The organism is Stenotrophomonas sp. YJH_SMC_4, from assembly GCF_059371575.1.
The window spans coordinates 198,224-216,762 of sequence record NZ_JCAFUR010000001.1 but is presented as its reverse complement, the minus strand read 5'-3'; the positions used below and the strand labels follow the sequence as shown (position 1 = coordinate 216,762).

The window sequence follows — 18,539 nt, the reverse complement described above, 5'->3', positions numbered from 1 at the left end:
TGGCGTTCGCCCTGGTCATCCGGGGCTTCCGGTTCAGCCCAGCTCGGCGCCCGCGGTCGCTGACAGCTCGTCGTGGCCGAGGGCGCCGGGGGAGCGCGCGATCACCCGGTTGCGGCCGAGGTTCTTGGAGCGGTACAGCACGTCGTCGGCGGCGCGCAGCAGGTCCTGCACGTCGGCGAAGCGTTCGTAGCCGCCCTGGGTGGCCACGCCGGCGGAGAAGGTGACGAACAGCGGGCCGCCTTCCAGTTCGGCCATCGGCGTGGCAACGATGTTGGCCAGTACCCGGCGGATCACGTCCAGTGCTACCGTTTCGCTGGTGTTGGGCAGCAGCGCGACGAACTCCTCGCCGCCGAAGCGGGCCACGGTGTCGCTGTGGCGCAGCTGGCCCTGCAGTTTGCCGGCAAAGGCCCGCAGCACCTCGTCGCCGGTCAGGTGGCCATGGGCGTCGTTGATCTTCTTGAAGTCGTCCAGGTCGATGAAGGCCACCGACAGCGGCCAGCCCTGGCGACCGGCGCGCAGGAATTCCTGCTCCAGCACGGCTTCCAGCTGGCGCCGGTTGAGCACGCCGGTGAGGGCATCTCGATGGGCCTGGTCGGCCAGGCGCTTGGCCCGGGCTTCGAATTCGTCAGCGCGGCGACGGGCCTGGTCGGCATCCTGCAGTTCGCGCAGGTTGCGCAGGGTGGCCAGCTCCTGCGCGTGGTCGATCAGCTCGCGCACCCGCGAGGGGGAATTCAGGCCGGCCTCGAACAGGCTGGCGATGTCCGGCAGGGCCTCGCTGATGCGGGTCAGGACCTGGTCGAAACGGGCGCTGTCCAGTTCAAGGCGGTCATGCACCTGCTGCAGGGCGCGCTCGCGGGCGGCATCGGCGTCATCGTCCAGCCAGATGTCGGCCACGGCACCGGACAGCTGCACGCAGGCCTGGAACGGCGACTCCGCGGCGTCCAGGTCTTCGCTGTGGCTGATGCTCTCCACCAGGTAGCGCGGCAGGCCCCACTGCTCGGCCACCCAGGCGCCGACCTCGGCGTGGCTGCAGCCCAGTTCGTCGCGCTCGCGCGCGACCAGATCGATGTTGTCGCGTGCTTCGCGCAGCAGCGGCAGGTAGCGCTCCGATTCGGCCTGGGCCAGGCACAGTACGCCCAGGTCCTGCAGCAGGCCGGCCAGCATCAGTTCTTCCAGCCGGCGCAGGCCGCGTGCCTGGCCCAGCTGGCTGGCGGCCAGCGCGCTGAGGATGCTGCGCTTCCAGGCGCGTTGGCGCAGGTCGTGGTCGGCGCCGGTGCCGCCGGTCAGTCCCTGGGTGACGGTGAAGCCGAGGGCCAGGCTGATCGTGGCATTCAGGCCGAGCATGGTCAGTGCCTGGCCGAGGTTCTCGATCCGACGGCGGCTGGCGTACAGCGGCGAATTGGCGATGCGCAGCATGCGAGCGCTCAGCGCCATGTCGATGGCGATGATGTCGGCGGCGGTGGCGATATCCGCTTCCGGGTCCTGTGCCAGTTCGATGATGCGCAGGGCAATACCGGGTGGCGAGGGCAGGTTGCGGCAGAGCGCCAGGGCAGCTGTCAGCTCGGGAGGCATGTCGGGTCGTTCAATTCCATTGGGACAAGAATACCTAGGAATGCATCACAGTCCGCGATTTTCGTTCCTGCTAAATGACTGTTGATTCCCTGTGCCGAGTATCGGCTTGATTCGCGCGCAACGCAAAGGTGCCGCTGTGCGCACCCCACAGGGCCGCCGGCATAAAAAAAGAGCCGCGGTCTCCCGCGGCTCCTTCTGGTTGCTTCACAGCCGGAAGGCTGGAATCAGACCTGCATCGCCTTGGCAACTTCGGCGGCGTAGTCTTCCACCACCTTCTCGATGCCTTCGCCGACGATCAGCAGCTTGAAGCCAGCAACATCGGCGCCAGCGGCCTTGACCACCTGCTCGACGGTGGTGTCGCCCAGCACGTAGGTCTGGCCGTACAGGGTCACGTCGCTGACGATCTTGTTGATCTTGCCGCTGATGATCTTTTCCAGGATGTCGGCCGGCTTGGCCTTGTCCTTTTCGGACATCTTGGCCAGCTCGATTTCCTTTTCCTTCTCGACGAAGTCGGCCGGAACGTCCGCAGCCTTGTTGTGCGGCGGCTTCAGCGCAGCCACGTGCATGGCCAGGCCACGGGCCAGCTCGACGTCGCCGCCGATCAGATCGACCAGCACGCCGACCTTGCCGTTGGTGTGGACATACGCACCGATGTTGCCGGTGGTGTCGACATTCACCATGCGACGGATCTGGATGTTCTCACCCAGGGTCTGCACGGCGGTGGCGCGGGCTTCTTCAACGGTGCGGCCATCGGCCAGCTTGGCAGCCTTCACGGCTTCGACGTCGGTGGCGCCCGATGCCAGGGCGGCAGCGGCAACGGCATTGACGAAGGACTTGAAGTTGTCATCGTTGGCGACGAAGTCGGTTTCCGAGTTGACTTCGACCAGCACGGCCTTGCCGCCATCCTGGGCCAGGCCCAGACGGCCTTCGGCGGCCACGCGGTCAGCCTTCTTGTCGGCCTTGGCGGCGCCGGACTTGCGCATGGCTTCAGCAGCAGCGTCGATGTCGCCGTTGGCTTCGGTGAGCGCCTTCTTGCATTCCATCATGCCGGCGCCGGTGCGCTCGCGCAGTTCCTTGACCAGGGAAGCAGTGATTTCCACGGGATTACCTCACGAAAGAAAGGGGTTGGGCCGGCATGGTGGCCGGCCCGTGTGACACGGTCCTGTCACGCGCCAAAGGCTGCGCGCAGGGAGGGTGGACGCCGGGCGTCCACCCCGGGCCTGGATCAGGCCTGGGCGTCGTCGCCCTTCTTGGCAGCCTTCTTGGCCGGAGCGCGGCGGGCCGGCTTCTCTTCGCCTTCAGCAGCGGCTTCAGCGAACTCTTCCTCACGCACCGAAGCAGCGTGCGGAGCAGCAGCCTTGCCTTCCAGCACGGCGTCGGCAGCGGCGCGGGCGTACAGCTGCACAGCGCGGATGGCGTCGTCGTTGCCCGGGATGGCGTAGTCCACCAGTTCCGGGTTGTAGTTGGTGTCGACCACGGCGATGACCGGGATGCCCAGCTTCTTGGCTTCCTTGATCGCGATGTCTTCGTGGCCGATGTCGATCACGAAGATGGCGTCCGGCAGGCGGTTCATGTCCTTGATGCCGCCCAGCGAGGCTTCCAGCTTGTCGCGCTCGCGACGCAGGCCCAGCACTTCGTGCTTGACCAGCTTCTCGAAGGTGCCGTCGGTTTCACCGGCTTCCAGTTCCTTCAGGCGGGCAACCGACTGCTTGACGGTACGGAAGTTGGTCAGGGTGCCGCCCAGCCAGCGCTGGTTCATGAACGGCATGCCGCAACGCTCGGCTTCTTCCTTGATGGTTTCGCGGGCGCTGCGCTTGGTGCCCAGGAACAGGACGGTGCCGCGCTTCTGGGCAACCGACGAGATGAAGTTCATCGCGTCGTTGAACAGCGGGACGGTCTTTTCCAGGTTGATGATGTGGATCTTGCCGCGGGCGCCGAAGATGTACGGAGCCATCTTGGGGTTCCAGTAGCGGGTCTGGTGGCCGAAGTGGACGCCGGCTTCCAGCATCTGACGCATGGTGACCTGGGGCATTGCAATACTCCTGATATGGAACCAGCGATTCCGCCCGCAGGGATAGGTATGCGGGACGCGTGGAAGCGCGATCGGTTCCGGGGTTGGGCTTCCCTGTTGCCTCCGTGGCCGAACTCCTTGCGGAGCACCCCGGCACGGATGGGGGCAGCAGGTGTGGATTCACCGGTGACGTCCGGTGTGGACGGGTTCCCGCGCACGCAGGCGGCAGGAATCCGGTCGATTATAGCCCGCTCGGTGCGCTGGCTGCAATTGCCGGGCCTGGAGCGACCAGATCGATCACGCGGCCATCCTGCAGCCGGGCCTGGAAATGACCGCCGGCGTAGCCATCAGCGCGGGCGGGCAGGGCCCAGCGGCGCTCATGGCCGGCCAGCAGATACCCGGCCAGGCCGGGCAGCAGCAGGGTGCGCTGACCGCCGCTGGTGATGTAGGCGAGATCGTTCAGGCGTGCGTGCAGGGTACCGGTGTTGCTCAGTCGCAGGAAGGTATGTGACTGGCCGGGTTCGATCCCTGCATGCAGCCGCGATTGGGTCATTGGCGTGGCGTGCCCGCGGAACAACGGCAGCGAATAGCGCTGCAGGCCTGGCGTAGTGGGGGCCAGGACGACCCGATAGGCCTGTTCGCCGACAGCGGATGCCGGCTGGCGTGGCAGCAGCCAGATGCGCTGTCGGACGCCGGGCGGGATGTCGAGCAGGGTGGGGCTGGCGAGCACCTGGTCGGTGGGACGCAGCATGTCCGCGTCGGTCTGCTGGTCCCACGCAAGGATCTGTACCCGGCCCTGCCAGCGGCCGGGACCGGGGTTGAAGAGCCAAAGTTCGCCCTGGCCACCTTCGGCGGGCAGCTGCAGTGTGGTCGGCAACAGGTCCAATGCCGCGGCAGGCAACGCCAGCAGCATCGCCAGCAGGGTCAGAAGTGCCCGCATCAGTAGATGACGGTCACGGCGGACGTCGTGTCTTCGCCGTCGGCGGGAGGCGCGAGCTCGCGGACCTGGGGCGGAAGTTGCGGTGTGTCGCTGCGCTGGTGGGGGGCGGGGCAGTGGGTGCTGCCGGGGTCATCGCGGCAGGCTTCGACCACGGTCAGGCGGATCTGCAGGTTGCTGGGGCCGGGTTCGGCCCACGCCGATGTGCTGGCGAACAGTATCGCCCCTATCAGAAATGCGCGAGCCACCTGGCAACCACCGTGCTGAAAGATCTCGCTGCGCGGTATCGGCTGGATCGGCCGAATCTGTAGCGTCGACTGTCAGTCGACTGCTCCTGGCACAGGAATGATGCGCGCATCCACGCATGACGTGGATGTGCCGAACCCCCGGTGGGTGTCGACCGTTGGTCGGCATGCAGGTCAATAGGTGATGGTCACCTGCACCACATCGTTGTAGATGCCGGCCGGGGGCTGGCCGGTGACCGGCGGCACCCGGCCATAGATGGTCAGCTGCTGCGCGCTGCCACTTCCGGTGCCGCCAACGGTATCGACGTTGAGGGTGTTGCCCCAGCGCAGGCTGCGCGCGGCATTGCGGTACAGCTCGTAGGTGAGGTAGTAGGTGCTGCCGCCGATGGTGGTGGCCATGCGCCGCGTGCTGGTGGCGGAGGGGTTGTTCTGGCCGTTGTTGAGGCTGACCTGGTAGGCCGTGTTCTTCAGGCAGGTCAGGGTCAAGGTGGCGGTCCGGTCGATGTTGGCGGGAATGCCGCCGGTGACGTTGCCGAAGTCCATGTTGGTGGTGACGTAGCTGCCGCACTGCGGCAGCACGTTGGCGGTGGCGGTGAAGCTGAAGGCGTTGCTGATGCTGTTGGTGCCGGTGGCGCCGCCGTTGCAGTTGGCGGGCACCGTGGCATTGCCGAGCAGGACCTCGTTCCAGGCCCAGGTCAGCACCACGTTGGCGCCGTTGAAGGTGCTGCTGTAGGCGCCTGACGCCAGGATCTGATTGGCGGGGATCTGTGCGGACAGCTGCGTGGTCTGCGTGCCGCTGCCGCCGGTCAGGGGCACGTTGTAGGTCAGGGTCAGCTCCTGCGCCGGCGGCGAGCCGCGCGGGGTCAACCCGGTCACCTGGCTGAAGTTGGAGGTGTTGTAGAGCTGGAAGTTCATGCTGTCGCTGGTGCTGGTCTTCATCGTCCGCCAGCTGGAGCTGCTGCCGCCGCCACTGCCGGCGCCGATGCCCACGCAGACCCGCACGCCGGTAGTGGCCAGCACGCTCAGCGCGGCAGTGGTGCAGGTCACGGTGATGTTGAGCGTGCCGGTGGTTGCGCCGGGGGCATTGCTGTTGACGTTGCCAAACGGCAGCGTCGGGTCGGCGACGGCGGCGCACACCGCGACGGCGCGGGCCGGTGCCGCCGCCAGCAGGCCGGCGACCAGCAGCAGGCCGAGCAGCAACGTCCTCATGGCGCTACCTCCGGGATGCACGCCAGCGGTGCCGGCTTCGGCCGCGCGCCGGAAGCCACCACCTTGGGCACGTCCGGTACCTTCACCCTGCATTGCCCGCGGCTGGTGGTGATGTACAGCACGCTGCCGGCGGACACGTCTTCCAGGTACAGCAGCCCGTCATAGCCCACCAGCGCCTGTCGCCCGTCCGGCAGCTGCACCTCGCTGCCGACCTCCAGCGGTTGCCCGTCCATGCCGTGCAGGGTCAGGTTCAACGACGGCCGCGAACGCAGCGCGAAGGTCACGCGGGTGCCGGCGCGTTGGCGGGGTGTCACCCAGTCTTCGATGCGATCGGCGCGCATGTCCTCGGGCAGGTCCAGGGTGTCGATGGAGACGCGATTGCGCTGCCAGGACAGCAGTGGGCTGACCAGCAGCAGGCCGCGATCATCGGTCACGCCGATCAGCCGGTTTTCCAGCCGCACCGGCACGCCGCCCACGCCGTTGGTGCTGATGACTGCGAACGCGTCGGAGACTTCGCGGGTGGCGAAGGCATGCCCGCCCATCCACACCAGGCTGCCACTGGCGCTGGCGTAGGCATAGTTCAGGCCGCCCTGGCGCGAGGCGCCGAATGAGTAGCGACCGACGTCATTGAGGATGCCGACTTCGGCCAGGCCGCCATTGCCGTCCTCGCCATGGCGCACCTGCGCGCGCCAACCGACGCCGCCGGCGCTGCCGTCGCCGGGTACCGGCTGGGTCACGTCCGCTACCCAGCTCTGGCTGTCGCCGTTGCGCTGGCTGGAGAGGCTGGCCTGGCGGTTGTTGCCCAGGCTGGCGGTGACCGACAGGTAGATGCTGCGGTCATCGCTCTTGTCCAGGTTCTGGTTCACCGACAGGTAGGCCGACCACCGCTGGCTCCAGGTGCGTGACCAGAACAGGCTGGCGTAGCGGTTGTCGTCTCCGTCGGGATAGCGCAGGCGCAGGTAGCTGGCGCTGAGCGTGCCCAGCCGCAGCAGATCGGCGCCGACCGTGGCCTGTTCACTGATGCTCGGCGGCAGGTTGCCCTGCAGTGCGCCCAGGTCGCGGTAATCGCCATGGCTGCGCACGCTGCGCAGATTGAAATTGAGCCGGCGGTTGTTCCAGCTGTAGCCCAGTGCCCATTGCCCGCCCCGCAGGCCGTGATAGTCACTGTGCGCATAGGCGGCGTTGAACACGCCCGCGCCGCCGAGCAGCCACCAGCCGCCGATGCCGGCCTGGGCCAGGCCGCCGCCGCCTTCGGCATGTGCTTCGCCGGTAAAGGTGTCGCTGATACCGCCTCGCCAGCTGGCACTGGCCACGGTGCGATCGTCGTAGGCGAAGGAACGCTGGCCGAAATCCTCACGCAGGCGGCCAACGCCGGCCGACCAGTCCGACAGGCCCTTGGCCAGCAGCTGCTGGGTGCCGTAGAAACTGAAATCCAGCGTCTGCATGCGCCCGAATGCATCGGTCACCACCACCTGTGCGCTGCCGGTGCCGCTGATGCCGGGTTGCGCGGCCAGCTGGAACGGACCGACCGGCACCTGCCCGCTGTACTGGCGCAGGCCATCGACGTACAGCTCGACCGTGGACGGCACCACCGCCTGGCCGAGGAAGCTGGGCGTGGGGGTGAGTACGCGATACGGCTGCAGGCCGTAGTTGCGGCCGATCTGCAGGCCGCCCAGGCGCACCGGACGGGTCCAGTCGACGAAGCCGCTGTAGAAATCGCCGACCTCCAGCGTCATCGCCTTGCCGGGGAAATCCAGGCTCCAGCGCGTATCCAGGCGCACGCTCTCACCGCGCCAGCGACGATCGCCGGGCTGCTGGTAGCGCCGGCTGATCGCTGTGTTCTCGATGGTGCCGTTGCCGATCCCGAACAGGCGCAGCTCCGAGCTGAGGCTGAGGTTGCCGAGCATGTCGACCCGGCTGCCATACATGTCGTAGTTCAGCAGCAGGCCGGGCGAGGCGGTGCTGGCCGGTGCCCGGGTCTGCGGCTGGCTGAGCACGGTGGTCGGCAGGGTCAGCTGGTCCAGCGGCACGTCCAGGGCCAGGGTCTGCATATGCGCGTCGTAGCGCACAACGGCCCCGCTGATCTGGTCCAGATAGACCGGCGCATCGCCGCGGGCGCTGAAGCCGAGCTGGCGCAGCACTTCCGGACTGGCCTGCAGCCGGCCACGGGTTTCAGTGAACGGCAGCAGGCCGCGGGGCGTGCTGTTGAGCGAGACGTCCAGGTACAGGGTCTGGCTGGCGGTCAGGGGCGTGGGGGCGGGCAGGATCGCGTCGGCCGACACCCCGGAGACGTCCGCAGCCCCGGCGGCAGCCACGCCGGACACATCGGCGGCTTCGGTCGCCGCAGGAGCCAGGGCAGCAAACAGCGCGCCCATCAACGCCTCAGCGAGCCGGTGGTGGCGACAGCGGCGTCTGTTCCGACTCGCCATTGAGCTTGGCCGTGATCTGGTCGTTGTCGCGGTCGATGGCCGTGCGCTCGATCGGCCAGCGCATCACCTGCCCGGGCAGTACATAGCCCAGCAGACCGGGGTGCACGATGCGCGGGCGCTGGACGCTGCCCAGCGCCAGGTCGGCGATCTGTGCATAGCTGTTGCCGGTGTTGGCCACCTCCACGCCGTTGCGTCCGTCCTGCAGCCGCACCAGGCTGGCCTGCAGGCGCGGCGCCAGCTTGCCGCCCGAGGGTTGCACGAACACCGGAATCGAATAGCGCAGCACGAACTGCATGCCGTTGGCGCGGGTCGCCAGATCAGGCACCTCGTCGACGATCAGCCGGTAGTACTGCTGTGCCGCAGGCGGTTCGTGGTTCGGGCGCATGACCCGTACCAGCTGCTGCTGGCCCGCGCCCAGTTCCTGCATCGGAGGGGTGGCCAGCAGTTCCTCGGTGGGCAGCAGTTGTTCCTGGCCATCCTGCTGTACCCAGCGGAAGACCCGCACCTGCAGCCTGACCGGCGAGGTGCCACTGTTGGTCAGCCACAGTTCGCCAGCGCGCTGGCGGGCCTCAAGCTGCAGGCTGGTGGGGGCGACCTGGAGGCTGGTGGCACCGGCAGGGGCTGCGGCCAGCAGGGAGAGGGCGAGCAGCGCCACGCCGGTGGCGCGCCACGGGCGGGGTCCGGCCATGCGGGCGTGCTCCATCAATAGGTGATCGTGGCGGTGACCGTATCCAGGTAGTTGCCGGTGGCCGGGTTGTTGGTGCTCAGGTTCAGGATCTGGCCGTAGACGATGTAGGGCACGGCCAGGCCAGTGCCGATGCCGGCCTGGGTGTTGGTGCCCGAGGTCGCACCCCAGACCAGGGTATGTGCGGCGTCCTGGTAGAGCTGGTAGCCAACGAAGTTGTTGGCGGTCACCGCGGCGTTGGTGTTCTTCATCCGGCGGGTGGTGACGTCGTTGGCGGTGCTGGCATTGGCGCCAGCGTTCAGCGAAATCGTGTACGGGGTCAGGGCCGAGCATTGGGCGGTCACCGTGCCCTGGCCCAGGGTGGGGGTCGCCGTGGTCGAGGCCGCCGTGCCGAAGTCAACGTTGGTGGCCGCCGCCGCCGTGATGGTGCAGGCCTTGGTGACCACCAGGGTCACGTTGAAGGTCGTGGTGTCGGCGGCCAGTGCGGGGCCGGCCAGCAACAGTCCGGTCAGGACCCAGGCGAGCGGTGAGCGGAACGTGGATCGCATGGACAACCTCCCTGACCCGAAGGTCTGTTGAACAAGGCGAAGGCGGCAGGTTCGGGCCGCTTTGACAACGGTCGTGGCCAGCTTCTGCGGGTAAGTGTCTGTAATCCGTGATAAACAGGCGTGCGAAAGGGTGGAGATCGTCACGCTTTCACTTTCCTTGCCGGAACCGTGCATGCCCCCGGATCGCCAGTTGGGTGGCGTTCGTTCAGATTGCAGCGGGATCGGCGATAATGGGCGCCATGAGCGTGAATCTGAAAACCCCGCAGGAAATCGAGATGATGCGCATCGCCGGCCGCCTGGCCAGCGAAGTGCTCGACATCGTCACCCCCCACGTCAAGCCCGGTGTCACCACTGAGGAGCTGGACCGCATCTGCCACGACCACATCGTGAACGTGCAGGGCGCGATTCCGGCCAACGTCGGCTACCGCGGCTTCCCGAAGACCGTGTGCACCTCGGTCAACAACGTCATCTGCCACGGTATTCCCAGCGAAGGGAAGGTGCTGAAGGATGGCGACATCATCAATATCGACGTTACCGTCATCAAGGACGGCTGGCACGGCGACACCAGCCGCATGTACTTCGTCGGCACGCCGTCGGTGATGGCCCGCCGCCTGGTGGAAACCACCTACGAAGCGATGTGGCGCGGCATCCGTGCGGTGCGTCCGGGCGCAACCCTGGGCGACATCGGCCATGCCATCCAGAGCTATGCCGAAGGCGAGCGTTTCAGCGTGGTGCGCGAGTACTGCGGCCACGGCATCGGCAAGGTCTACCATGACGAGCCGCAGGTGGTGCATTACGGCCGCCCGGGCCAGGGCCTGGTGCTGCAGCCGGGCATGACCTTCACCATCGAACCGATGATCAACGAGGGCACCCGTTACAACAAGGTGCTGCCGGATGGCTGGACCGTGGTGACCAAGGACCGCAAGCTGTCGGCGCAGTGGGAGCACATGATCGCGGTCACCGAGACCGGCGTCGACGTGCTGACGCTGTCGCCGGGCGAGTCGCAGGTCTCCTGAGGATGCTGCCGGCGAGTTCGCTGCTGGACACGCCGGCCGCGTCGCTCAACGACCCGGACTGGGCTGCTGCCGCGCGCCAGGCGCTGCAGCAGGCTGACGCGCGCCTGTACCGCCGTTTCGACCAGGGCGACAACATCGAGCGCCTGCTGGCGTTGCGCGCGCGTGCCGCCGACCATCTGATCCGCCTGGCGTGGCAGCGCTGCCTGCCAGTCGATAGTGGCCTGTCGCTGTTCGCGGTGGGCGGCTATGGGCGCGGTGAGCTGTTCCCGCGCTCGGACATCGACCTGCTGGTGTTCGGCGGCCCGCCGGCACAGCTGGCGCACGAAGCGGCACTGGCGCGCCTGTTTGCGCTGCTGTGGGATTGCGGGCTGGCGGTCAGCCATGCGGTGCGTTCTGCATCCCAGTGCCGCGAGGCGGCGACGGACCAGACCGTGCTGACCGCGCTGATCGAGGCGCGCCCGATCCTGGCTGATGATGCAGCGCGCCGCGCGCTGCGCGAGGCCACCGACGACCGCGAGCTTTGGCCGGCACGCACCTTTTTCCTGGCCAAGCTGGAAGAGCTGCGCAACCGCCACCAGCGCTTCGGCGATACCGCCGACAACCTGGAGCCGGACCTGAAGGATGGCCCCGGTGGCCTGCGCGATCTCAATACGCTGGGCTGGATGGCGCTGCGCGCCTTTGGCGTGCGCGACCTGGAAGCCCTGGTCGGGCTCGGCCATCTGGGTGCCGACGAAGCCGCGGCGCTCAAGCGCGAACGTGCGGTGCTGGCGCGGTTGCGCTTCGGCCTGCACCTGGTAGCACGTCGCCCGGAAGAGCGCCTGCGTTTCGATTACCAGAAGACCCTGGCCGCGCGCCTGGGCTTCGAAGACGACGCCGAGAACCTCGGTGTCGAGAAAATGATGCAGGGCTTCTACCGCGCCGCGCTGGTGGTGCGGCGGATCAGCGACCGCCTGCTGCAGCGCTTCGAGGAACAGTTCGATGGCGAAGCGCAGCCGGAACCGCTGACCGTGGGCTTCTCCCTGCGCCGCGGCTACCTGGCCGCCAACGAGGCCGACTGGCCGCGTGGCGATATCGGCCAGGTGTTTGCGCTGTTCTCCAGCTGGGCCAACAATCCGCAGGTACGCGGCCTGCATTCGCTGACCGCGCGCGCGCTGGCCGAAGCGCTGCCGCTGCTGCCGGCCTACGACCAGGCCGATACCGACGCGCGCGAGCAGTTCATGACCCTGCTGCGTGGCCAACGCCCGGTCGATACGCTTTCGCGCATGGCGCGGCTGGGCGTGCTCGGCCAGTGGATTCCCGCGTTCGCCCAGGTCAGCGGGCGCATGCAGTTCGACCTGTTCCATGTCTATACCGTCGACCAGCACACGCTGATGGTCCTGCGCAACATCGGCCTGTTCGCCAGCAGCCGTGCCGACGAACGCTTCTCGATCGCCCATGAAGTCTGGCCGCGCCTGCGCAAGCCGGAGCTGCTGCTGCTGGCCGGCCTGTTCCATGACATTGCCAAGGGCCGCGGCGGCGACCATTCCGAACTGGGCGCGGTCGATGCGCGCGCGTTCTGCCAGGCGCATGCGCTGAGCACGTCCGATACCGAACTGGTAGCGTGGCTGGTCGAACAGCACCTGCGCATGTCGGTGACCGCGCAGAAGCAGGACATCGCCGACCCGGTGGTGATCCATCGCTTCGCCACCCTGGTGGGCAGCCGCGACCGCCTCGACTATCTGTACCTGCTGACCTGTGCCGACATCGCCGGCACCAGCCCGAAACTGTGGAATGCCTGGAAGGATCGCCTGCTGGCCGACCTGTACTTTGCCACCCGGCGTGCGCTGCGCGAGGGGTTGGAGCATCCGGTACCGGCCGCCGAGCGCGTGGCCGAGGCGCGTGACAGCGTGCGCGCACTGGTGCGCGAGCAGGGTTACGACGACGCCACCATCGACCGCCAGTTCGCCGTGATGCCGGATGAGGGCTTCATTCGCCTGCGCCCCGAGCAGCTGGCCTGGCAGGCCGCGGCGCTGGTACCGGTGAAACAGGGCCAGACGCTGGTGAAGGTGCGCCGCATCAGTGTCGACGACCCGGCACTGGAAGTGTTCGTGCATTCGCCGGACCGCGACGGACTGTTTGCCGCCATCGTGATGACCCTGGACCGCAAGGGCTACGGGATCCATCGCGCGCGCGTGCTGGATGGCCCGGCCGACACCATTTTCGATACCTTCGAAGTGAATCCGGCCGACAGCTTCGCCGATGGCAGCAGCGCCAACCTGGAGGCCGCGCTGCGCGAGGCACTCAGTGGTGACCTGTCGCGCCTGCGCCCGTCGCGTCGGGTGGTGCCACGCCAGCTGCGCCATTTCCGCTTCGCGCCGCGCATCGAGTTCCGCGATGAACCGGGCGCAACCCGTTTTGCCCTGGTCGCACCCGACCGCCCCGGCCTGCTGGCCGACGTGGCGTTCGTGCTGCGCAACCAGGGCCTGCGCGTGCATGATGCACGCATTGCCACGTTCGGCGAACGCGCCGAAGACACCTTCGTGATCAGTGACGAACACGACCTACCCCTGACTGAACCTGCCCGGCAGCAGCTGCATGACGCGATGCTGGCCTGCCTGGACCCTGATCGAAACGCCGGAGACCCCGCCTGATGGCCACCAAGCCTGTTAAGAAGACTGCTGCCACCGCCAAGAGCGCAGCGGCCAAGAAAACTGCCGCCGTGCCGGCCGCGAAGAAGGCTGCCGCGCCGAAGAAAGCCGCGGTGGTGAAGGCGCCGGCGAAGAAGGTGGCAGCACCGAAGAAGGCCCCGGCCAAGAGCGCAGAAGCCGCACGCGCCGAAACCATCGCCCGCAAGTCGCTGCGCAAGCCGGCCGCGCCGGGCGTGGAAGAACTGAAGTTCGGCATCGAAAGTGCCTTCGAACGCCGCGCCACGCTGACCCTTCACGAACTGGAAGGCTCGACCAGGCCGCTGGTCAACCGTGTGATCGACGGCCTGGAAAGCGGCGAATTCCGCGTTGCCGAACCGGACGGCCACGGTGGCTGGAAGGTCAACGAGTGGCTGAAGAAGGCCGTGCTGTTGTACTTCCGCGTCAACGACATGGCCGTGGTCGACGCACGTCCGGCGCCGTTCTGGGACAAGGTCGAATCGCGTTTTGCCGGTTATGACGAAGCGAAGTTCCGCCGTGGTGGCGTGCGCGTGGTGCCGGGCGCCATTGCCCGCCGCGGTACGTACTTCGGCAAGGACGTGGTGCTGATGCCGAGCTTCACCAACATCGGTGCCTATGTCGGTGAAGGCACCATGGTCGATACCTGGGCCACCGTGGGTTCGTGCGCGCAGATCGGCCAGCACTGCCACCTGTCCGGCGGTGCCGGCATTGGCGGCGTGCTGGAACCCCTGCAGGCCAGCCCGACCATCATTGAAGACCACTGCTTCATCGGTGCGCGTTCGGAAGTGGTGGAAGGCGTGGTGGTCGGTCACCACAGCGTGATCGGCATGGGCGTGTTCCTCAGCCAGAGCACCCGCATCTACAACCGTGCCACCGGCGAGATCACCTACGGCTACATCCCGCCGTACAGCGTGGTGGTGTCCGGCTCGCTGCCGAGCAAGGACGGTACGCATTCGCTGTACTGCGCGGTGATCGTCAAGCAGGTTGATGCCAGGACCCGCAGCAAGACCAGCGTCAACGACCTGCTGCGCGGCCTGGCCGACTGAAGGTGGCTGCGCCGGAGGATCTGGCGCAGTCCGCGATCTACCGGCATCCGTCCGACACCCTGTTGGGGCGGATGCTGTACGCCCCGCGCTGGACCCGGCTGGGCCGCGCGCTGTCGCGGCGCTGGCCGATGCCGGCGCCGCCTTCGGTGGCCATCAGGCCCCCCTGCGTTTCCTCACCTGCCAGGACGAGGCCATCGCCCGCACCTGCGACTGTCGCTGGGCCAGCACCCGCATCGCGCTGCCGGTAGACCTCGACAGCCTGCAGCCGCTGCGCCTGGAACGCGAGCTGCAGTGCCCGCGCCTGCAGGCGATGGGCGTGGCGCTTGCATCGGGCCTGGCCTTCCGCTTGCCGAGAGTGCCGTTCCGGGTCGTGTCCGAGCGCCTGTTGTGAGATTCTGGCCCTCTGTTTTCCAGCATCACAGATGGCCATGAGCACCACTGTCTACGGTTTGAAGAACTGCGATACCTGCAAGAAGGCGACCAAGTGGCTGGACCGCTTCGGCGTGCCGTACACCTTCGTCGACTACCGCGACAACAAGCCCAGCCCGGAAATGCTGCTGGAATGGGCCGCGCAGCTGGGGGGGCTGGCGGCGATGGTCAACAAGTCCTCCACCACCTGGCGGCAGCTGCCGGACAATCGCAAGGCCGCGGACTCCGAGGCCGAATGGAAGCTGCTGCTGCGCGAGTATCCGCAGCTGATCAAGCGCCCGCTGGTGGTTACCGCCGACGGCACGGTCAGCCAGGGTTTCAGTGACAACGGCTTCAAGGCCCGCTTCGGCGTGGGTGCTGCGTGAGCGCGGTCCTCGACCTGACCTGCGAGCTGATTGCGCGACCTTCGGTAACGCCGGACGATGCTGGTTGCCAGGCGCTGTTGGCGGCGCGGCTGAAGCAGGCCGGATTCCAGTGCGATCATCTGCGTCTGGGCGACGTTGACAATCTATGGGCGACCCATGGCCAGGGCGCGCCGGTGCTGGTTCTGCTGGGCCACACTGACGTGGTGCCCACCGGCCCGCGCGAGTCCTGGACCAGCGACCCGTTCACGCCGCAGATCCGCGATGGCGTGCTGTATGGGCGCGGTGCCGCCGACATGAAAGGCAGCGTGGCGGCGTTCGCGGTGGCCGCCGAGCAGTTCGTCGCCGACCATCCCGACCATCCCGGCACGCTGGCGGTACTGCTGACCAGCGACGAGGAGGGCGATGCCATCGATGGCGTGCGCCACGTTGCACGCCTGTTCGCCGCACGCGGGCAGCGCATCGACTGGTGCATCACCGGTGAGCCGTCGTCGACCGCGACGCTGGGCGATCTGCTGCGCGTGGGGCGTCGTGGCAGCCTGTCGGCCAAACTGCGCGTCCACGGCGTACAGGGCCATGTGGCGTATCCGGAGAAGGCACGCAACCCGATCCACCAGGCGGCGCCGGCCCTGGCCGAGCTGAGTGCGCGGCGCTGGGACGAAGGCTACGAGAGTTTCCCGGCGACCAGCCTGCAGATCTCCAACATCCACGCCGGCACCGGTGCCAACAACGTGATTCCCGGCGAACTCGAGGTGGATTTCAACATCCGCTACAACCCGCACTGGGATGCGCCGAAGCTGGAAGCGGAGATCACCGCGCTGCTGGAACGGCATGGCCTGCAGTACACGCTGAAGTGGCATCGCAGCGGCGAGCCGTTCTACACCCCGGAAGGCACGCTGCGCGCCGCCGCGCGTGCGGTGCTGGCCGAACACATCGGCCGCGCGCCAGAAGAAAGCACCGGCGGCGGCACCTCCGATGCACGCTTCATCGCGCCATTGGGCGCGCAATGCATCGAAGTGGGCCCGGTCAATGCCAGCATCCACCAGGTGGACGAGAACGTGCGCGTGGACGATCTGGAAGCGTTGCCGGGGCTGTACCAGCGGCTGGTGGAACGGCTGCTGGTGTGAGGATGGTGGATGCCGATCGTCGGTCGGCACACCTTCCGCAGGACTGCAGCCGGGCCCTGGTCCGAAAAGATGAGTAACGGCGGCATGATCGCCTTTTCCCAGTAGCTTGGCGCGGCCATGTAGGAGCGCTGCGCCTGGGGCCTGGCGAACAAGCCGGCCGCCGCTGGCAGGGCCGAAGGCGGGTGAGGGTCTGGCAGGCGCCAGGCCCAGGCAGGGCAGGGCAGGGCAGCCAGTGCCCCGGTGCCTCGGTTGCCGACGCAACTGTTGCGCCGCGCTGGAAACCGGGGTAGGGTCGATGCCATGTCGATCCGCCAAGCCACCGCCGTCAACAACAACCGCAATAATCTGCGCGCGAATAATCGTGCGCGGCCGATGCGGGACTGCGCCCTGGGTAGATAGACAGCAACACACGCCCGGACACCAGAAAACCCGCATCAGCCGATGCGGGTTTTTTTGTGCCCGGGCGCAGCCTGCCCGGGCCTGGATGGCCGGTCGAACACCTTCCCACCCGTGAAATTCCCCAACAGGAGCTCCCCCATGTGTTCGATCTTCGGAATCTTCGGCCTGCAGGCCGGTGACGATCTTCCCACCCTGCGCCGCCACGCGCTGGAACTGTCGCAACGCCAGCGCCACCGTGGCCCGGACTGGAGCGGCGTGTACCTCGACGAAGGTGCGCTGCTGGTCCATGAACGGCTGGCCATCGTCGATCCGGCCGGTGGTTCGCAACCGCTGCTGTCGGCCGATGGCCAGCTGGCGCTGGCGGTGAACGGCGAGATCTACAACCACCAGGCGTTGAAGGCGGCGCTGACCACCCCCTACGACTTCCAGACCGGCTCGGACTGCGAGGTGATCAACGCGCTGTACCGCCAGGGCGGCGCGCCGGCGCAGTGGCTGGAACAGCTCAACGGCATCTTCGCCTTCGCGCTGTGGGACCGTGACAGTGGACGCGTGCTGGTGGCGCGCGACCCGGTCGGTGTGGTGCCGCTGTACTGGGGCCACGACGCCCAGGGGCGCTTGCGCGTGGCCTCGGAAATGAAGGCGCTGGTCGATACCTGTGCCGATGTCGCGCAGTTCCCGCCGGGCCACTATTTCGACAGTGCCAGCGGTGAACTGGTGCGCTACTACCAGCAACCGTGGCGTGACTATGCCGACGTGCAGGGTCGCCAGGCCGATCTGGCCGAACTGCGCCAGGCCTTCGAGCACGCGGTGGAACGCCAGTTGATGAGCGACGTGCCGTACGGCGTGCTGCTGTCCGGTGGCCTGGACTCGTCGCTGGTGGCGGCGGTAGCCGCGCGCTATGCACGTCGCCGCATCGAGGATGGCGGGCAGACCGAAGCCTGGTGGCCGCGCCTGCATTCGTTCGCGATCGGCTTGAAGGGCTCGCCCGATCTGGCTGCCGCTGCCATTGCTGCCGAAGCGCTGGGCACCGTGCATCACGGCTTCGAATACACCTTCGAGGAAGGCCTCGATGCGCTGCCGGAAGTGATCCGCCACATCGAAACCTACGACGTCACCACCATCCGCGCCTCCACGCCGATGTTCCTGCTGGCGCGGCGGATCAAGGCGATGGGGGTGAAGATGGTGCTCTCCGGCGAGGGCAGCGATGAGATCTTTGGTGGCTACCTGTATTTCCACAAGGCACCGGATGCGCGTGAGTTCCACGAGGAGCTGGTGCGCAAGCTCGACGCGCTGTACAACTACGACTGCCTGCGTGCCAACAAGTCGATGATGGCCTGGGGCGTGGAGCCGCGCGTGCCGTTCCTGGATCGTGAATTCCTCGACGTGGCGATGCGCTTCGATGCCGCGCACAAGATGGTGGGCGCCGGCTTTGGCGGTCGCCGCATCGAAAAGGCGGTGCTGCGCGAGGCGTTCGACGGCTACCTGCCGGACAGCATCCTGTGGCGTCAGAAGGAGCAGTTCAGCGATGGCGTCGGCTATGGATGGATCGACGGCCTGAAGGCGCATGCCGAGGCGCAGGTGAGTGACCGCGTGCTGGCGGCGGCCGACAAGCGCTTCCCGCACAACCCGCCGCAGACCAAGGAGGCGTATTACTACCGCCACCTGTTCGAGCAGTTCTTCCCCAGCCGTGCGGCCGCGGAGACCGTGCCGGGCGGCAAGTCCATCGCCTGCTCCTCGCCGGCGGCCATTGCCTGGGACGCCAGCTTCGCCGCCGCTGCCGACCCTTCGGGACGCGCGATCGCCGGCGTGCACGAGCAGGCACTGGCCTAAGCCCCCAAAAGGGGACGGAGGGGATTAAGTCGTAAGTGGCACAAACGAC

At 67.4% G+C, this 18,539-nt stretch carries 14 protein-coding genes and 1 pseudogene; 7 read left to right on the top strand and 8 right to left on the bottom strand.

Annotation, left to right across the window (positions count from 1 at the left end; all coding sequences use genetic code 11):
* Positions 1-33: 33 nt before the first annotated feature.
* From AC5P9F_RS01125 to AC5P9F_RS01090, 8 genes are all read right to left on the bottom strand, one after another.
* Positions 34-1,572, bottom strand: coding sequence for a GGDEF domain-containing protein (locus tag AC5P9F_RS01125; RefSeq protein ID WP_005412741.1), 1,539 nt, complete (start codon positions 1,570-1,572; stop codon positions 34-36).
* Between the two features lie 224 nt (positions 1,573-1,796).
* Positions 1,797-2,672, bottom strand: a complete 876-nt coding sequence (gene tsf / locus AC5P9F_RS01120; protein WP_005408747.1) for a translation elongation factor Ts — start codon at positions 2,670-2,672, stop codon at positions 1,797-1,799.
* Positions 2,673-2,797: 125 nt separating this feature from the next.
* On the bottom strand, positions 2,798-3,604 hold the full coding sequence (gene rpsB, locus AC5P9F_RS01115; RefSeq protein ID WP_005408748.1) for a 30S ribosomal protein S2: 807 nt from the start codon (positions 3,602-3,604) through the stop codon (positions 2,798-2,800).
* A gap of 220 nt (positions 3,605-3,824) precedes the next feature.
* Positions 3,825-4,523, bottom strand: coding sequence for a fimbrial biogenesis chaperone (locus tag AC5P9F_RS01110; protein ID WP_062607492.1), 699 nt, complete (start codon positions 4,521-4,523; stop codon positions 3,825-3,827).
* A 416-nt stretch (positions 4,524-4,939) separates the two neighbouring features.
* The gene (locus AC5P9F_RS01105; protein ID WP_005408750.1) at positions 4,940-5,974 is read right to left on the bottom strand and encodes a Csu type fimbrial protein; all 1,035 of its coding nucleotides are present in this window, start codon (positions 5,972-5,974) and stop codon (positions 4,940-4,942) included.
* Entirely contained in the window at positions 5,971-8,349 is a 2,379-nt protein-coding gene (locus tag AC5P9F_RS01100; RefSeq protein ID WP_262101699.1) for a fimbria/pilus outer membrane usher protein, read from the bottom strand. Before AC5P9F_RS01100 ends, AC5P9F_RS01105 begins: the two co-directional genes overlap by 4 nt.
* Before the next feature lie 7 nt (positions 8,350-8,356).
* Positions 8,357-9,106, bottom strand: a complete 750-nt coding sequence (locus AC5P9F_RS01095; protein WP_005412746.1) for a fimbrial biogenesis chaperone — start codon at positions 9,104-9,106, stop codon at positions 8,357-8,359.
* Positions 9,106-9,636, bottom strand: coding sequence for a Csu type fimbrial protein (locus AC5P9F_RS01090; RefSeq protein ID WP_005412747.1), 531 nt, complete (start codon positions 9,634-9,636; stop codon positions 9,106-9,108). Before AC5P9F_RS01090 ends, AC5P9F_RS01095 begins: the two co-directional genes overlap by 1 nt.
* A 239-nt stretch (positions 9,637-9,875) precedes the next feature.
* Between AC5P9F_RS01090 and map the strand changes: the two genes are divergently transcribed.
* The 7 genes and pseudogenes from map (at position 9,876) to asnB (ending at position 18,490) form a co-directional block, all read left to right on the top strand.
* Positions 9,876-10,652 carry a type I methionyl aminopeptidase gene (gene map / locus AC5P9F_RS01085; protein ID WP_010486307.1) on the top strand — a complete coding sequence of 259 codons (777 nt, stop codon included), beginning with the start codon at positions 9,876-9,878 and terminating at the stop codon, positions 10,650-10,652.
* Positions 10,653-10,672: 20 nt separating this feature from the next.
* Complete coding sequence (locus AC5P9F_RS01080) at positions 10,673-13,282, top strand: [protein-PII] uridylyltransferase (protein ID WP_448177696.1); 2,610 nt, start codon at positions 10,673-10,675, stop codon at positions 13,280-13,282.
* Positions 13,282-14,343 carry a 2,3,4,5-tetrahydropyridine-2,6-dicarboxylate N-succinyltransferase gene (gene dapD, locus AC5P9F_RS01075; protein WP_005408756.1) on the top strand — a complete coding sequence of 354 codons (1,062 nt, stop codon included), beginning with the start codon at positions 13,282-13,284 and terminating at the stop codon, positions 14,341-14,343. Before AC5P9F_RS01080 ends, dapD begins: the two co-directional genes overlap by 1 nt.
* A 124-nt stretch (positions 14,344-14,467) precedes the next feature.
* Positions 14,468-14,734, top strand: a pseudogene (locus AC5P9F_RS01070) (hypothetical protein); the annotation flags it as partial.
* 31 nt (positions 14,735-14,765) lie between these two features.
* Positions 14,766-15,137 carry an arsenate reductase gene (locus tag AC5P9F_RS01065; RefSeq protein ID WP_172711779.1) on the top strand — a complete coding sequence of 124 codons (372 nt, stop codon included), beginning with the start codon at positions 14,766-14,768 and terminating at the stop codon, positions 15,135-15,137.
* Complete coding sequence (gene dapE / locus AC5P9F_RS01060; protein ID WP_495231876.1) at positions 15,134-16,261, top strand: succinyl-diaminopimelate desuccinylase; 1,128 nt, start codon at positions 15,134-15,136, stop codon at positions 16,259-16,261. Before AC5P9F_RS01065 ends, dapE begins: the two co-directional genes overlap by 4 nt.
* Positions 16,262-16,798: 537 nt before the next feature.
* Complete coding sequence (gene asnB, locus AC5P9F_RS01055; protein WP_043034866.1) at positions 16,799-18,490, top strand: asparagine synthase B; 1,692 nt, start codon at positions 16,799-16,801, stop codon at positions 18,488-18,490.
* Positions 18,491-18,539: the final 49 nt, after the last annotated feature.

Coding starts and splice junctions, on each gene's coding strand:
- AC5P9F_RS01125 (WP_005412741.1), bottom strand. CDS start 1,572: ATGCCTCCCGAGCTGACAGCTGCCCTGGCGCTCTGCCGCAACCTGCCC.
- rpsB (WP_005408748.1), bottom strand. CDS start 3,604: ATGCCCCAGGTCACCATGCGTCAGATGCTGGAAGCCGGCGTCCACTTC.
- AC5P9F_RS01110 (WP_062607492.1), bottom strand. CDS start 4,523: ATGCGGGCACTTCTGACCCTGCTGGCGATGCTGCTGGCGTTGCCTGCC.
- AC5P9F_RS01105 (WP_005408750.1), bottom strand. CDS start 5,974: ATGAGGACGTTGCTGCTCGGCCTGCTGCTGGTCGCCGGCCTGCTGGCG.
- AC5P9F_RS01100 (WP_262101699.1), bottom strand. CDS start 8,349: ATGGGCGCGCTGTTTGCTGCCCTGGCTCCTGCGGCGACCGAAGCCGCC.
- AC5P9F_RS01095 (WP_005412746.1), bottom strand. CDS start 9,106: ATGGAGCACGCCCGCATGGCCGGACCCCGCCCGTGGCGCGCCACCGGC.
- AC5P9F_RS01090 (WP_005412747.1), bottom strand. CDS start 9,636: ATGCGATCCACGTTCCGCTCACCGCTCGCCTGGGTCCTGACCGGACTG.
- map (WP_010486307.1), top strand. CDS start 9,876: ATGAGCGTGAATCTGAAAACCCCGCAGGAAATCGAGATGATGCGCATC.
- dapD (WP_005408756.1), top strand. CDS start 13,282: ATGGCCACCAAGCCTGTTAAGAAGACTGCTGCCACCGCCAAGAGCGCA.
- AC5P9F_RS01065 (WP_172711779.1), top strand. CDS start 14,766: ATGGCCATGAGCACCACTGTCTACGGTTTGAAGAACTGCGATACCTGC.
- asnB (WP_043034866.1), top strand. CDS start 16,799: ATGTGTTCGATCTTCGGAATCTTCGGCCTGCAGGCCGGTGACGATCTT.